The following is a 12,523-nucleotide window of genomic DNA, read 5'->3' on the forward strand; positions in this document are numbered from 1 at the left end:
CCCGGAAGGACCGCGATGACCACCCAAGCGCCGCCCGCCGCCCGCTGGCACAGCCTGCACCTCGCGCTGCCGCTGACCGCCCCCGAGGCCGACGCCTTCCTCACCGAGGACCTCGCCCCGCTGATGGCCGGGCACGCCGACACCGACTGGTTCTTCATCCGCTACGGCGAGGGCGGCCCCCACCTGCGCATCCGCCTCCGCGGCCCGGGCCCGGCGCCCGCGCACCTGGCCCGCCTCGCCGCCGAGCTCACCCGCCGCGCCGCCCGCCGCACCCCGCCCGAGGGCCCCTTCGCGGGCGGGCTCGGCGAGGTCACGGAGGTCCCGTACCAGCCCGAGACCGAGCGCTACGGCGGCGCGGCCCTGCTGCCGATCGCCGAGGAGGTGTTCACCCACTCCACCCGCACCGCCCTCGCCGCCCTGGACGCCCTCCGCGCGGCCCCCGGGGACCGGCTGCCGCTCGCCCTCGACCTCGCCCACACCACCGCCCACGCCCTCGGCCTCGACGAACTCGCCGCCTCCCGCTGGCTGCGCCGCCACGCCGCCTCCTGGCGGTGGGTCACCGAGTTCCAGCCGCTGCCCGGGGCCGCCGTGCACGTCCGGGTCAACACCGTGTTCGCCCGGCAGCGCACCGCGCTGGCCCACCGGGCCCGGGCCCTGCGCACGGCGCTGGACGCCGGCACGGCCGCACCCTGGCTGGCCGACTGGGCGGAGCGGGTCGCCGAGGCCGCCGCCCGGATGCGGGCGGCCGTCCCCATCGATGCCGTACCCGCCGACGCCGAGGAGCGCCTCTCCTGGGTCTGGGCCTCCCAGCTGCACATGCTGTTCAACCGGCTAGGCGTCGGCCCCGACGAGGAGCGGGCGGTCTGCCGCCTCGCCGCCCGCACCCTGCTGGAGACCGGGCAGCCGTTCACCTTCTTCCCCGCCGACCACCACGCCCCGGACCACCAGTACCTGGAACGCAGCAAGTTCCAGATCGGCCGCCCCGAGGACACCGCCCTGCGCGACCTGCCGCACCACCCGGCCCCGTGCCCCCGCCCCGGCGACCTCCCGCTGCCCGCCGACCCGCTGCCGCCCGTCACCCTCGCCGACGCCCTGCGCACCCGCCACTCCACCCGCGGCCCGCTGACCGGCCCGCTCACCGCCGGCACCCTCGGCGGACTGCTCTGGTCCGCCTACGCCGCCAACCCCGACACCGGCCACCGCCCGTACCCGAGCGCGGGCGCCCTGCACACCGTACGGCTGCGCCTGCTCGCCCTCGCCGTGGACGGCCTGCCCGCCGGCACCTACCAGTGCCTCCCCGAACACCGCAGCCTGCGCCCGATCGGCCCGGCCCCCGCCCTCGACGACCTCAAGGCCCTCTCCTCCTACCTCTCCCGCCCGGCCGACGACCCGGACGCCATCGGCATCGACCAGGCCCCCGCCGTCCTCGCCGTCCACCTCGACCTCGCCCACCTCCGCCGCCGCTACGGCCTGCGCGCCCTGCGCCTCGGCCTCCTCGAAGCCGGCCACCTGACCCAGAACCTCCTGCTGACCTCCGCCGCCTTCGGCCTCGGCACCACCCCCCTCGGCGGCCTCCAGGACGACCTGGCCCACGAACTCCTCGCCCTCGACGACCTCGGCGAACCCGTCCAGTACCTCCTCCCCCTGGGCCGCCCGGGGACCGCCCGGACGATCAAGTAGGCCGATGGAGCGGCCGGTTCACGGCGTCGCGGGCGTGCCCGGAGCCGGCTGCCGGCCGCCGAAGAAGACCTGGACCTCCCGGATCAGCCCGTCCCGGACCGTGACCGCTTCGACGTTGCGGTAGCGGTCCCCCGTGGTCAGCTCGTACTCGTAGTAGGCGAACACGAGTTCCTCGTCGGCGGGTGTCACCCGCAGCAGCCGCTGCTCCGTGAACCGGTGGGCGGTGGGGAAGCAGCGCTCGAAGAACGCGGCCTTGTCGATGCGGTCGTCCTGGGGGCTGGTGAACGTGAAGTCCTCGGCGTACAGCGGCAGGGCCGCCTCGCGGTCCTGCGACCGGTAGCAGCGGAACGCCGCCTCGACGACGCTCGCGGGGGTGCCGTTCATGCGATCTCCCTGGTTCGGCCTCAGTCCGCCAGGCCCAGTGGGTCCGGGGCGGTGTCCAGCAGGTGGGGGCCGTTGTTGCGGACGCTGTTGACGGTGGTGGGGACGGCGCGGACGCGCAGGGTGTCGTCGGCGGGGCTGTGCAGCAGGTGGTGGAGTTCGGCGGGGTCGGTGTGGGCGGGGGAGAGCCAGGTGGCGAGGTCGTCGGGGGCGATGGTGAGGGGCATCCGGTCGTGGACGCGGCCGGCGGAGTCGGTGGCGTCGGTGGTGATGACGGTGGCGGTGGCCAGCCAGGCGAGCGGGTCGTCCTCGGGGCGGGTGGGGTCGCGCCAGAACTCGTAGAGGCCGGCCATCAGCATCAGGCCGCCGGTGCTGAGGAAGTAGGGCTGCTTGTACTTCTTCCGGTCGGCGGCGGCGGGGACCTCGCGCCACTCGAAGTAGCCGTCGGCGGGGATCACACAGCGGCGGGTGGTGAAGGCCTTGCGGAAGGCGGGCTTGGTGTCGACGGTCTCCGAGCGGGCGTTGATCAGGCGGGCGCCGCCGGACGGGTCCTTGGCCCAGGACGGGACCAGGCCCCAGCGCAGCGGGCGCAGCAGCTCGCCGGTGTCCCGGTCGACGCGTTCCAGGACGGCCGGGACCGGGTCGGTCGGGGCGACGTTCCAGCTCGGCGCGAAGGTCTCGGCCGGGTCCCACCGGAGCTCCCCGAGCAGGGAGACGAGGTCCTGGGGCGTGGTGGTGGAGACGAAGCGGCCGCACATGCCCCCAGCCTGCCACGCGGTACGGACAACGGCGTTCAGCGCGGCGCGCGCCCGCCCGGGGTGTGTCCGAAGGCGCGGCGGTACACGTCGATGAAGGCGCTGGCGGAGGCCCATCCGCAGCGGTGTGCCACGGTGGTGACGGGCAGGCCCTCGGCGAGCAGCACCAGGGCGTGGTGCAGCCGCAGCTGGGTGCGCCACTGGGGGAAGGTCATGCCGAGGTCGGTGCGGAACAGCCGGGAGAGGGTGCGGTCGCTGGCGCCGACGGCGCGGCCGAGTCCGGCGAGCGTACGGCCGTCGGCCGGGTCGGCCTCCAGGAGCGCGCACAGGGCGCGGAGCAGGGGTGCGGCGGGGGTGGGGAGGTGGAGCGGGCTCTGCGGGGAGGCGCGCAGCTGGTCGAGCAGGACGGCCCGGAGCCGGGCGCGTTCGGGGGTGTCCTGGTCGGGGGTGCGGGTGTAGGCGACGATCAGTTCGCGCAGCAGCGGGCCGACGGCGAGGACGGTCGGGCGGTCGAGGCCGAGCGGGTTGTCGGCGGCGGGCAGGCCGACCAGGTGGAGTTCGAGTTCGCCGTGGGCCTGGTGGGCGTGGACGGTGCCGGCCGGGATCCACAGAGCGCGGTCGCCGGGGGCGACCCAGGAGCCGGCGTCGGTGGTGATGCCGACCACGCCGCGGGCGGCGTAGGCGATCTGGTGGTCGTCGTGCCGGTGCGCGTCGATGGCGCCGCCGGAGGGCAGCAGGCGGGCCCCGGTCGACGCGACGGGAGTGTGGCGCGAGGCGACGGCTGCGTGGTGCGAGGTGACGGGATCGTGGCGGATTCTCGGCATCGGATGGCAGGTTATCGGAAGTCCGACAGCGGGTGCGGGCCCGAGGCTGGCGGCATGCCGAAACGATCCTCCGACCGCAGGTCGATCCTCCTGCTCTCCGTCGGGCACTCCTGTGTGGACGTCTACCAGGGCGCGGTGGCGGCCCTGGTGCCGTTCTTCGCGGCCGAGCGCCACTACGGCTACGCCGCCGTGTCCGGGGTGGTGCTTGCCGCCTCGCTGCTCTCCTCGGTGGCGCAGCCGCTGTTCGGGGCGCTCACCGACCGCCGGCCGCTGCCCTGGCTGCTGCCGGTCAGCACGCTGGTGGGCGGTGCGGGCATCGCGCTCAGCGGGGTGAGCGGCTCGTACGGGCTGACGCTGGCCTTCGTGGCGCTGTCCGGGGTCGGGGTGGCGGCCTACCACCCGGAGTCGGCCCGGGTGGCCCGGCTGGCGGCGCGGCGGGCGGTGGACGGGCGGCGCGGTCCGGGCACCCACCGGGGGATGGCCTGGTTCTCGCTGGGCGGCAATCTGGGCTTCGCCGCCGCCCCGCTGCTGGTCGCCGCCGTGGTCGGGACGGGCGGGCTGCGGCTGACTCCGCTGCTGGCGCTGCCCGCGCTCGCGGGCGCCGCGCTCTGCCTGCCGGTGCTGCGCGAACTGGAGCGGCGGCGGGCGGCCGGGGAGGCGAGGGAGCCGGTTCCGGGCGCCGACGACCGGGCGGCCTTCGTGCGGCTGTCGCTGGCGGTGGTCTGCCGCTCGGTCGCGTTCGTCGGACTGAGCACCTTCCTCTCGCTGTTCACCACCCAGCGCCTGGGCGGCGGTCCGGCGGCGGGCACGGCGGCGCTGGTGGTGCTGTACGCGGGCGGTGCGGTGGGATCGGTGCTGGGCGGCGCGCTGGCGGACCGGTGGGGGCGGGTGGCGGTGGCCCGCTGGTCGTACCTGGTGGCGGCGGTCGCGGTGGCCGGGGTGCTGCTGGTGCCGGGCCCGGCGCTGTACCTGTTCGTGGCGCTGACCTCGGCGGGCCTGTACGTGCCGTTCTCCCTTCAGGTCACGCTGGGGCAGGACTACCTGCCGTCGCGGATCGGTACGGCGAGCGGGATCACCCTCGGGCTGACGGTGAGCATCGGCGGACTGGCGAGCCCGGTGATCGGCGCCCTCGCGGACGCGACCTCGCTGCGTACGGCGCTGCTGCCGCTGGTGCTGATGCCGGTGCTGAGCTGGGCGCTGTTCCGGACGCTGCCGGAACCGGTGGTGACGGAGCCGGTGGCTCCCGAGGCCGGGACGGCGCCGGTCGGGCGGTGACCGCCTCCGGGTAGGCGGCGGGAAAGACGATCACCTCATTGTGTTCATATCTGCTACGGTCGTTTTTGAAACGAACGATTGGTGAGTGAACGCTATGAAGATGTTCGGCAGGCGCCGGTGGCTCTGGGGCTCACTGCTGTCCGTGGCCGTGCTGCTGGCCGGCGCGGGCGGCTGGGTGGTCTACCAGAACGAGTACGACCTCACGGAGGAGCGGGTCACCGTCACCGGCGGCAGGCAGCCGCTCCAGGGCGTCCTGGCCCGCCCCACCGGCGGCCACGGGCCGTACGGACTGGTGGTCTTCGTCCACGGCGACGGGCCCGTGGACGCCACCCACGACACCTTCTACCGGCCGCTCTGGGAGGCCATGGCGAAGGCCGGGTACGCGACGCTCTCCTGGGACAAGCCCGGCGTCAACAACGCCCCCGGCGACTGGCTGGACCAGAGCATGCAGGACCGCGCCGACGAGACCCTCGCCGCGATCCGCTGGGCCAAGGCCCAGCCCGGCATCGACCCGAACCGGATCGGGCTCTGGGGCGCCAGCCAGGCCGGCTGGGTGATGCCCAAGGCCGCCCGGCAGTCCCCGGACGTCAGGTTCGTGATCGCCGTCGGCACCGCCGTCAACTGGCTCCAGCAGGGCCGCTACAACCTGCTCGCCGAGCTGAGGGAGCGGCACGCCTCGCCCGCGGAGACCGCGGCCGCCGTCGCCCGCAGCGACCGCAACCTGGCCGCCCTGCGGGCCGGTTCGACCTTCGAGGAGTACCGGGCCGCCGGCGGCGACGTCGACGGGCTGACCCCCGAGCGCTGGGCGTTCAACAAGCGCAACCACCTCGCCGACGCCACCGAGGACCTCGCCGCCCTCCGGGTCCCGGTGCAGCTCGTCCTCGGCGGCCGGGACGTCAACGTCGACAGCGACGACACCGAGGCCGGCTACCGCCGCCTCGTCACCACCCCGGGCCTGCTCCACGTCCTGCGCTTCCCGGACTCGACCCACAACATGGTGTCCAAGGACGTCGAGGACTCCGAGCTGCGCAGCACCTTCCTCGCCGTCGCCGCACCGCGCTCGCTGTTCACCCCCGGCTACCTCGACGGCATGCGGAACTTCCTGTCCTCGCTCGACCCGGCCTCGCCCGACCGCCCGAAGGGGTGACCCACGCTGAGACCGCCCGCCGCGCCGCTCAGCGGCCGTGCGGTTCGCGCTCCGGCTCGCGCTCCGGCTCCGGCTCCGGTTCGTGCTCCGTCCACGGGCGCAGCTTCTCCGGGTTGCGGACCGCCCAGACGCGGGTGATCCGGCCGTCGGCCAGGTCGAAGGCCGCCACCGTCGCGGTGCGGCCGCCGAGCCGGGCGACCAGGCCGGGGCGGCCGTTGACGGTCCGTTCGAGGAGGGTGAGCCCGGGGGCGCGGTCGGCGAAGTGGACCAGGTACCGGGCGATCCGCTCGCCGCCCACCACCGGGCGCAGGGCGGCGCCGGCCAGGCCGCCGGCGTCGGCGGTCATCGTGGCGTCGGGGGCGAGCAGGCCGACCAGGGCCGCGATGTCCCGGGCCTCCCAGGCCCGCTTGAAGTTCCGTACCAGCCCGGCCTGCGCGCCCGTCGGGGTCGCCGGGGCCCGGGCGGCCCTGATCCGGCGGCGGGCGGAGGAGGCCAGCTGGCGGCAGGCCGCCGGGGTGCGGCCGACGATCCCGGCCACCTCGGGGAAGGGGTAGCGGAAGACGTCGTGCAGGATGAACGCCACCCGCTCCGCCGGGGTCATCGCCTCCAGGACGACCAGGAACGCCATGGTCACCGACTCGTCCAGGGTGACCCAGTCCGCGGGATCGGCCGGCTCGCCGCCGCCGGCCGGGCCGCCGACCCACTCGCCGCGGTCGGGCAGCGGCTCGGGCAGCCACTCGCCGACGTAGCGCTCCCGCCGGGCCCGCGCCGACCCGAGCTGGTCCAGGCAGACCCGGCCGGCCACCGTGGACAGCCAGGCGCCCGGCGAGGCGATGGCCTCCTGTTGCGCCCGGGACAGCGTGTACCACCGGGTGTACGTCTCCTGCACCGCGTCCTCGGCCTCGGCCAGCGAACCGAGCAGCCGGTAGGCCAGGTTGATCAGCTGCCGCCGCTCGCCGACGACCACGCCCGGGTCCGGTACGGAGGGGGTGTCCACGGCCGGGGCCGCTCCCCGGGTCTGCTCGTCCGTCATGGACCTCGCCTCACACTTCGCCGGCCTGTGTCGTCGGATGAGCGGGACACTATCGATCAGCTGCCGCGAGGCAGAAGAGGGGAGCGCGTCATGGCCATCGGAACGACGGCGGAGGCGACCACGGGCACCACGGACACGGCGGCGCGGCCGCGCGCCCACACCTTCCTCCGGGCCTCCGTTGTCCTGCAGACCGTGGCGATCCTCTTCCAGGCGGTCACGGCCGGGCTGCTGCTCTCCACCTCCTACGGCGAGACGCTGCACAGCGTCGGCGCGCGCGTGATGTACGGGTCCTCGATGCTGTACCTGCTCGCCGCCGTCCTGGCCTGGCGGCCCGGCGGCGGCTCGCCCCGGCCGATCCTGTACGCCACCGGGTTCCTGGTGCTGGCCTCGGCGCAGGTCGTGCTGGGCGTCGCGCACGTGCCGTCGGTCCACGTCCCGCTGGGCGTGGTCGTCTTCGGGCTGAGCGTGGCGGCGCTGGTCCGGATGCCGGCCGTCCGCGCCACGCGGCGAACGGCCGGCACGAGGGACTGAGTGCTCCCTCAGGACCCGGGGGTCCAGCGCTGGCCGGTTGCCGGGCGGGTGGTGACGGGGGTTCCGGCGGTGCCGGCGCCCGCGTCGAGGGCGAGGCCGGTCGCGGCGTTGGTGACGGTGACGGAGCCGGTGGCCTGGTCCTGGGTCAGCTTCCACTCCTGCCAGGGGTTGCCGGGCGACAGGTCGAGCAGGTAGGCGCTGTCACCGGCCGAGGCCCCGGCGGAGAGCACGGTGTGCCGGTGGGTGCCGGTGGCGCAGTCGTCGCTGATCCGGACGGTGCCGTCGGGGTTGCCGGTGAAGGTCCACCGCTGCGCCGGGTCGCCGGCGCGTGCGGGCTCCAGGTCGGTGATCGAGCCGATCGGCGCGGTGCACGAGCCGAGCAGGGACAGCGCGAGGCCGCCGCTGCTCAGCGAGTGGTACGCACCGTCGTCGACCACGCCGGACGGCCCGCCGGTGCCCTGCTTGGCGAGCCGGTACAGGGCCGCGCCGTGCGGCGGGAGGGCGGCGCTGATCGGTCCGGTGACGGTCGAACCCGCGCCCGTCCACAGCTCCTCGGCCTGGTAGCCGGAGCCGCCGAGGCCGAGTTCGGCGAGGCTGGTGGCGACGGTGCGGCCGGCCGACGGGTCCTGGTTGACCAGCAGCACGGCGGTGTCGCCGTTGGCGAGCTGCCGCTTGAGGACCACCGGGGCGTGCCCGTCGGCCGGCTTGGCGCCGACCAGGGTGGCGGGCTTCGCCAGGCCGTCCTGGTCGACGGCGATGACCTCCTTGTTCTTCAGGATCGCCAGGCTGGTGTCGTTGATCCCGGTGGACCAGGTGTAGCCGTCCGCGCTGTGCTGCGACTGCGCGGCGGTGCGCAGGTCGGCGCCGGAGATCATCGGCGCGGCGAGCATGGCGAGGACCGAGGCCTCCGTCCGCGACTCGTCGTCGGTGAAGGGCTTGTGGCAGGTGCAGGTGTCCGTGGTGCCCCACAGGCCGTAGACGTCCTGCCAGCCGGTGAACATCATGTCCAGGTCGTTCCAGCTGCCCGGGCGGACGTTGCCCGGGTACTGCAGCGCGGTCTGCAACTGCCCGTTCCAGAGCACCCCGTCGAGCTCGCTGTCCCGGTCGCCGCCGATCCGGCAGAGGTTGGCGACCTGGCCGCACCAGATGCCGGTGGGCGCGTAGCCGGGGGCGTGGAAGGGGGCCGTCCCGGCGGCCTGGACCACCGGGTCGGTGCGGGCCGGGTCGTCGGCGGCGAGCAGGTACGGGACCCCGCTGTGGACGGGCTGGGCGGAGACGCTGAGGGTGACCTTGGACTTCCCCTGGGCGGCGGAGGCGGCGTCCAGGGCGTGCTGGAAGGTCTGCACCCGGGCGTAGATGGAGCGGGTCAGCTCCTTGCCCTCGCCCTGGGTGTAGTAGTTGTGCCCGTCCGGGCCGACGATCTGCGGGCCGTACGGGCAGTCGTCGTACTTGACGAAGTCGACGCCCCAGGAGACGAAGTCGGCGGCGTCGGTGGACTCGTGGCCGAGGCTGCCGGGGTGCATCTGGCAGGTGAGGTAGGTGTCGGTGGCGTAGAGGCCGAACTTCATGCCCTTGCTGTGCGCGTACTGGGCGAGGTACGCGATGCCGTTGACGGTGTGGCCGTCGACGGTCCGCTCGGGGAAGTGGTCGGGGCGCGGGACCAGGTGGCCGGAGGTGGGGTCGTTGCCGGTGCCGTCGGTGCCGCTGACCGGGTTGCCGGCGTTGTCGTACAGCTGGAGGCCGCCGTCGGCGTTGCGGACCAGATCGGAGCTCTGGCCGTCGCGGTGCCAGAGCGACCAGCCGTCGTCGATGGTGACGGTGTCGTAGCCGGCCGCGACCAGGCCGTTGGCGGCCATGAAGTCGATGGTCTGGACGACCTGGTCCTGGGTGACCTCGGTGCCGAGGGAGTTCCAGGAGTTCCAGCCCATCGGCGGGGTCAGGGCGTTGCCGTTGCCGAGGCCGGGGCCGGTGCCGATCGCGGTGGGGGTGGGGGTGGGGGTGGGGGTGGCGGTGGCGGGAGCGGCCGTGCCGAGGCCGACGGCTCCGAGGCCGGCGGTCGCGAGCGCGAGGGAGAGCAGGGATGCCGCGAAACGGCGGCGGGTTCGGCGCATGAGCGCCCTCCTGAGGGGTGGGGGATGGTGAGATGACGAACCGTCAGGAAGTGAGGGGGGTGCGGCCGGCCGGGTGGGGCCGGCCGGCCGCGGTTGTGCTGTGTGGGGGTCAGTCGGTGACGGTCGCGGTCGCGGAGTGTCCGGGCGCGAGGGTCACGGTGATGGAGGTGTAGGTCGTGCCGTCGAGGGTCGTGGTGCGGGCCTCCCGCTGCTCGCCGTCGACGGTGGCGCGGGCGTGCTGACCGGGGAAGCGGGCCTCCCAAGTGACGGGCTCCGTACCGGTGTTGGTGACGGTGCTGCGCTGCGCGCCGTCGTGGCGGACGGTCACCGTGCCGCCGCCCACCGGGATGCCCGCGACCTGGAGCCAGCCCATCGAGGCGGGCAGCTGCGGGGTGGTGGAGAGCGCGTGGCCGGCGGCGTCGGGGGTGACGCCGAGCAGGCCCTGGACGGTCTGCGCGAGCAGGGTGAACGGGACCTCGGGGTAGTCGCCGTTCAGCATCGCGCCGCTCACGTGCGGCTCGCCGACGCTCTCGTAGACGTGCCGCATCCACTTCCAGGCGGTGCTGCCGTCGTGGTTGGCGAAGAAGGCGTCCGGCAGGTAGGTGTAGGCCTCCAGGTTCGCCGAGCGCTCCGGGCCGGAGTCGGCGGCGTCGATGGCGGCGAGCTGGGCGTCCCGGCGCGGGCCCGGGTCGAGCAGCCCCTTGACCGGCATCAGCACGCTCGCCTCGTAGCCCCAGCCGGTGATCGGCTTGCCAGCGGTGTCGTAGCCGTGGACGACCTCGCCGGGCTGCGAACCGTCCACGCTCCAGGTGGAGTTGACGTACGCGCGCAGCTGCTCGGCGGCCTTCCGGTAGCCGGCGGCGGAGGCGGCGTCGCCCCGGGCGTCGGCCAGCGCGGCGGCGGAGAGGTAGGCCTGGTACTGGGCGCCGACCGCGTCCCCGGCCTCGGCGTAGGTGCGGGTGGCGTTCTCGGCGTAGCTGGCGGTGCCGGCGAAGATGCTGCGGCTGGTGGCCTGCGGGATCGGCACCCCGCCGTTGTCGACCGGGCCGGGGCGGGCGGCGATGAACGGGCCGAGCGTGTTGCGCACGTACCGGCCCAGGCCCGGGTCCTCGGCGTAGTCGCGGTCGCCGGTCCAGCGGTAGGCCTCGCCGGCCTGCTGGACGAGTTCGAACGGCGCGGGCAGCTCGCGGACGAAGCGGTCGGGGCTCCGGTAGTCGATGGCGCCGTAGCTGCGGGCGTCGAAGTTGAGCGCCCAGACCGGGTAGAGCTTGTTGACCTCGGTGGCGGAGGCCGCGAAGCCGCGCAGCATGGTCTTGTTCTCGGCGTCCAGGCCGAGCAGGTGGGCGCCGACCAGCTGGTGGGCGAAGTCGCGGCTGTAGAAGGCGGAGCGGAACGGGTAGCCGGCCCAGTAGGTGGCGTCGTAGGTGGTGGTGCCGGTGCCGCCGGGGTGGTTCTCGTCCTGGTCGAGCACGCCGGTGGCGCCGGCCTGCTGCACCCAGCTGTTGGCCTTGGCCTTGGCCCAGTCGAAGAGGGCGACGGCCTCGGGGTCGGAGGAGCTGATCACCGGGTCGTTGGGGGCGGCCGGGGCGACGGCGGCGTCGTCCACGTTGATCCAACCCGTGGGGGAGGAGCCGATGGTGAGGGTCAGCCGGTCGCCGGGGGCGACCCGGACCCGGGGGAGGGTGTACTTCGCGTAGAGGGACTGCTCGGGCAGCGGGAGGGAGCGCACCACGGTGCCGTTGACGCTCACCGAGAGGCTGCCGCCGGCGCCGCCCGTCGCGATCCAGGCGGACAGGTCGTAGCTGCCCGCGGTGACGGCGGTCACCTGCTGGCTCACCGCGTAGCCGGGGCCGGCGTCGAGGTAGGCGAGGCGGGTGCCGCCGTGCGGGTTGTTGGTGGCGGTGCCGGTGTGGGGGGTGAAGGTCCAGCCGCCGGAGGTGCTGCCGGCGGTGGCGGCGCCGTTCGTGCCGTTCGTGCCGCTCGTGCTGCTCGTACCACTCTGCTCGAAGCCGGGGTCGGCGAGGACCAGCGGCTCGGTGCGGGTGAGCTTCCAGCGGTGGGCGGGGCGGTTGTCGCAGTGGTGGGCCACCGGGGCCGGGTCGGCGGTCAGGCAGCCGCCGGTGCCGCGGGTGGTGAGGGTGTAGGTGCCCTGCGGCGCGCGGGAGACGGTGAAGCGCTCGGCCTCGGGGGAGCTGCCGCAGTCGGCGGTGGCGGGGCGGCGGTCCGGGCCGCCGAGGGTGAGGCAGCGGCCGCTGGCGGCGTTCACGAGCAGGTAGTCGGTGCCGGTGCGGCGCAGCTGCCAGCGCTGGCTGAGCAGCCGCCCGCAGGCGGCGCCGACCACCGGGGTGCCGGGGGCGGGCTGGGCGTACTGCGGGCCGAGGCAGCTGCCGTCCAGGGCGGAGCCGAGGAGGTAGCCGCCGCCGTCGACGAGCGGCGTTCCGGCGGCCGCCAGGGCCGGGGCGGCGCCGAGGGCCTGGGCGGCGAGGACGGCCAGGAGGGCGAGACCGGTGGGTAAGGCGCGGGGGCGGGGCGGCATGGCGGAGCTACCTCCGGTCGGGTGGCGGGGCGATGGCGTTTGAACGTTCAAATCGGATGGGTGGTGTGCGTTACGATGCATCGCATGTGATGGGTGACATTTCACATGGTGGGCTCGGTCACGTCAACGGGATGCGCGGTGACGGCTTCCGGGAGACAGCTGGGAGAAGAGGTGAAGGCCCCTGCCCGACGGGGGTGGGCAGGGGCCTTCACGATCTGGGAACGGTCGCGGTCCGGGCCCCGTGACGGTC

At 74.7% G+C, this 12,523-nt stretch carries 10 protein-coding genes; 4 read left to right on the top strand and 6 right to left on the bottom strand.

The annotated features are described in order from the left end of the window. The first annotated feature begins 15 nt into the window (after positions 1-15). Complete coding sequence (locus tag ACFVXH_RS30480; RefSeq protein ID WP_387828991.1) at positions 16-1,680, top strand: thiopeptide-type bacteriocin biosynthesis protein; 1,665 nt, start codon at positions 16-18, stop codon at positions 1,678-1,680. A gap of 18 nt (positions 1,681-1,698) precedes the next feature. Here ACFVXH_RS30480 and ACFVXH_RS30485 read toward each other — a convergent pair whose 3' ends face one another. From ACFVXH_RS30485 to ACFVXH_RS30495, 3 genes are read right to left on the bottom strand one after another with little or no spacing between them, the layout of a single operon-like run. Continuing rightward, complete coding sequence (locus ACFVXH_RS30485; RefSeq protein WP_387828993.1) at positions 1,699-2,064, bottom strand: nuclear transport factor 2 family protein; 366 nt, start codon at positions 2,062-2,064, stop codon at positions 1,699-1,701. A gap of 20 nt (positions 2,065-2,084) precedes the next feature. Next, positions 2,085-2,819, bottom strand: coding sequence for an SOS response-associated peptidase (locus ACFVXH_RS30490; RefSeq protein WP_387828995.1), 735 nt, complete (start codon positions 2,817-2,819; stop codon positions 2,085-2,087). A 35-nt stretch (positions 2,820-2,854) separates the two neighbouring features. After that, a complete protein-coding gene (locus tag ACFVXH_RS30495; RefSeq protein ID WP_387828997.1) occupies positions 2,855-3,640 on the bottom strand; it encodes an AraC family transcriptional regulator in 786 nt (261 codons plus the stop codon). A 54-nt stretch (positions 3,641-3,694) separates the two neighbouring features. Here ACFVXH_RS30495 and ACFVXH_RS30500 point away from each other — a divergent pair, with 54 nt between their 5' ends. Both ACFVXH_RS30500 and ACFVXH_RS30505 read left to right on the top strand, forming a co-directional pair. After that, complete coding sequence (locus ACFVXH_RS30500) at positions 3,695-4,915, top strand: MFS transporter (RefSeq protein WP_387828999.1); 1,221 nt, start codon at positions 3,695-3,697, stop codon at positions 4,913-4,915. Between the two features lie 94 nt (positions 4,916-5,009). Then, positions 5,010-6,062, top strand: coding sequence for an alpha/beta hydrolase family protein (locus ACFVXH_RS30505; protein ID WP_387829016.1), 1,053 nt, complete (start codon positions 5,010-5,012; stop codon positions 6,060-6,062). Between the two features lie 28 nt (positions 6,063-6,090). On the opposite strand, the gene sigJ is transcribed toward ACFVXH_RS30505, so the two are convergent. Further along, a complete protein-coding gene (gene sigJ, locus ACFVXH_RS30510) occupies positions 6,091-7,095 on the bottom strand; it encodes an RNA polymerase sigma factor SigJ (protein ID WP_387829001.1) in 1,005 nt (334 codons plus the stop codon). 90 nt (positions 7,096-7,185) lie between these two features. Between sigJ and ACFVXH_RS30515 the strand changes: the two genes are divergently transcribed. Further along, entirely contained in the window at positions 7,186-7,626 is a 441-nt protein-coding gene (locus tag ACFVXH_RS30515) for a hypothetical protein (RefSeq protein ID WP_387829003.1), read from the top strand. 8 nt (positions 7,627-7,634) lie between these two features. Here the strand turns inward: ACFVXH_RS30515 and ACFVXH_RS30520 are convergent, their stop codons facing one another. After that, on the bottom strand, positions 7,635-9,737 hold the full coding sequence (locus ACFVXH_RS30520; protein ID WP_387829005.1) for an alpha-galactosidase: 2,103 nt from the start codon (positions 9,735-9,737) through the stop codon (positions 7,635-7,637). A gap of 109 nt (positions 9,738-9,846) precedes the next feature. Beyond that, a complete protein-coding gene (locus ACFVXH_RS30525) occupies positions 9,847-12,273 on the bottom strand; it encodes an RICIN domain-containing protein (protein WP_387829007.1) in 2,427 nt (808 codons plus the stop codon). Between the last annotated feature and the right edge of the window lie 250 nt (positions 12,274-12,523).

Origin of the sequence: Kitasatospora sp. NPDC058184, from assembly GCF_042883725.1 — a bacterium.
In the GTDB taxonomy this organism is placed as follows: Bacteria; Actinomycetota; Actinomycetes; order Streptomycetales; family Streptomycetaceae; genus Kitasatospora.

What these genes read in the sequence shown, in the direction of transcription:
- ACFVXH_RS30480 (WP_387828991.1), top strand. Translation starts at nt 16, where the DNA reads ATGACCACCCAAGCGCCGCCCGCCGCCCGCTGGCACAGCCTGCACCTC.
- ACFVXH_RS30485 (WP_387828993.1), bottom strand. Translation starts at nt 2,064, where the DNA reads ATGAACGGCACCCCCGCGAGCGTCGTCGAGGCGGCGTTCCGCTGCTAC.
- ACFVXH_RS30490 (WP_387828995.1), bottom strand. Translation starts at nt 2,819, where the DNA reads ATGTGCGGCCGCTTCGTCTCCACCACCACGCCCCAGGACCTCGTCTCC.
- ACFVXH_RS30495 (WP_387828997.1), bottom strand. Translation starts at nt 3,640, where the DNA reads ATGCCGAGAATCCGCCACGATCCCGTCACCTCGCACCACGCAGCCGTC.
- ACFVXH_RS30500 (WP_387828999.1), top strand. Translation starts at nt 3,695, where the DNA reads ATGCCGAAACGATCCTCCGACCGCAGGTCGATCCTCCTGCTCTCCGTC.
- ACFVXH_RS30505 (WP_387829016.1), top strand. Translation starts at nt 5,010, where the DNA reads ATGAAGATGTTCGGCAGGCGCCGGTGGCTCTGGGGCTCACTGCTGTCC.
- sigJ (WP_387829001.1), bottom strand. Translation starts at nt 7,095, where the DNA reads ATGACGGACGAGCAGACCCGGGGAGCGGCCCCGGCCGTGGACACCCCC.
- ACFVXH_RS30515 (WP_387829003.1), top strand. Translation starts at nt 7,186, where the DNA reads ATGGCCATCGGAACGACGGCGGAGGCGACCACGGGCACCACGGACACG.
- ACFVXH_RS30520 (WP_387829005.1), bottom strand. Translation starts at nt 9,737, where the DNA reads ATGCGCCGAACCCGCCGCCGTTTCGCGGCATCCCTGCTCTCCCTCGCG.
- ACFVXH_RS30525 (WP_387829007.1), bottom strand. Translation starts at nt 12,273, where the DNA reads ATGCCGCCCCGCCCCCGCGCCTTACCCACCGGTCTCGCCCTCCTGGCC.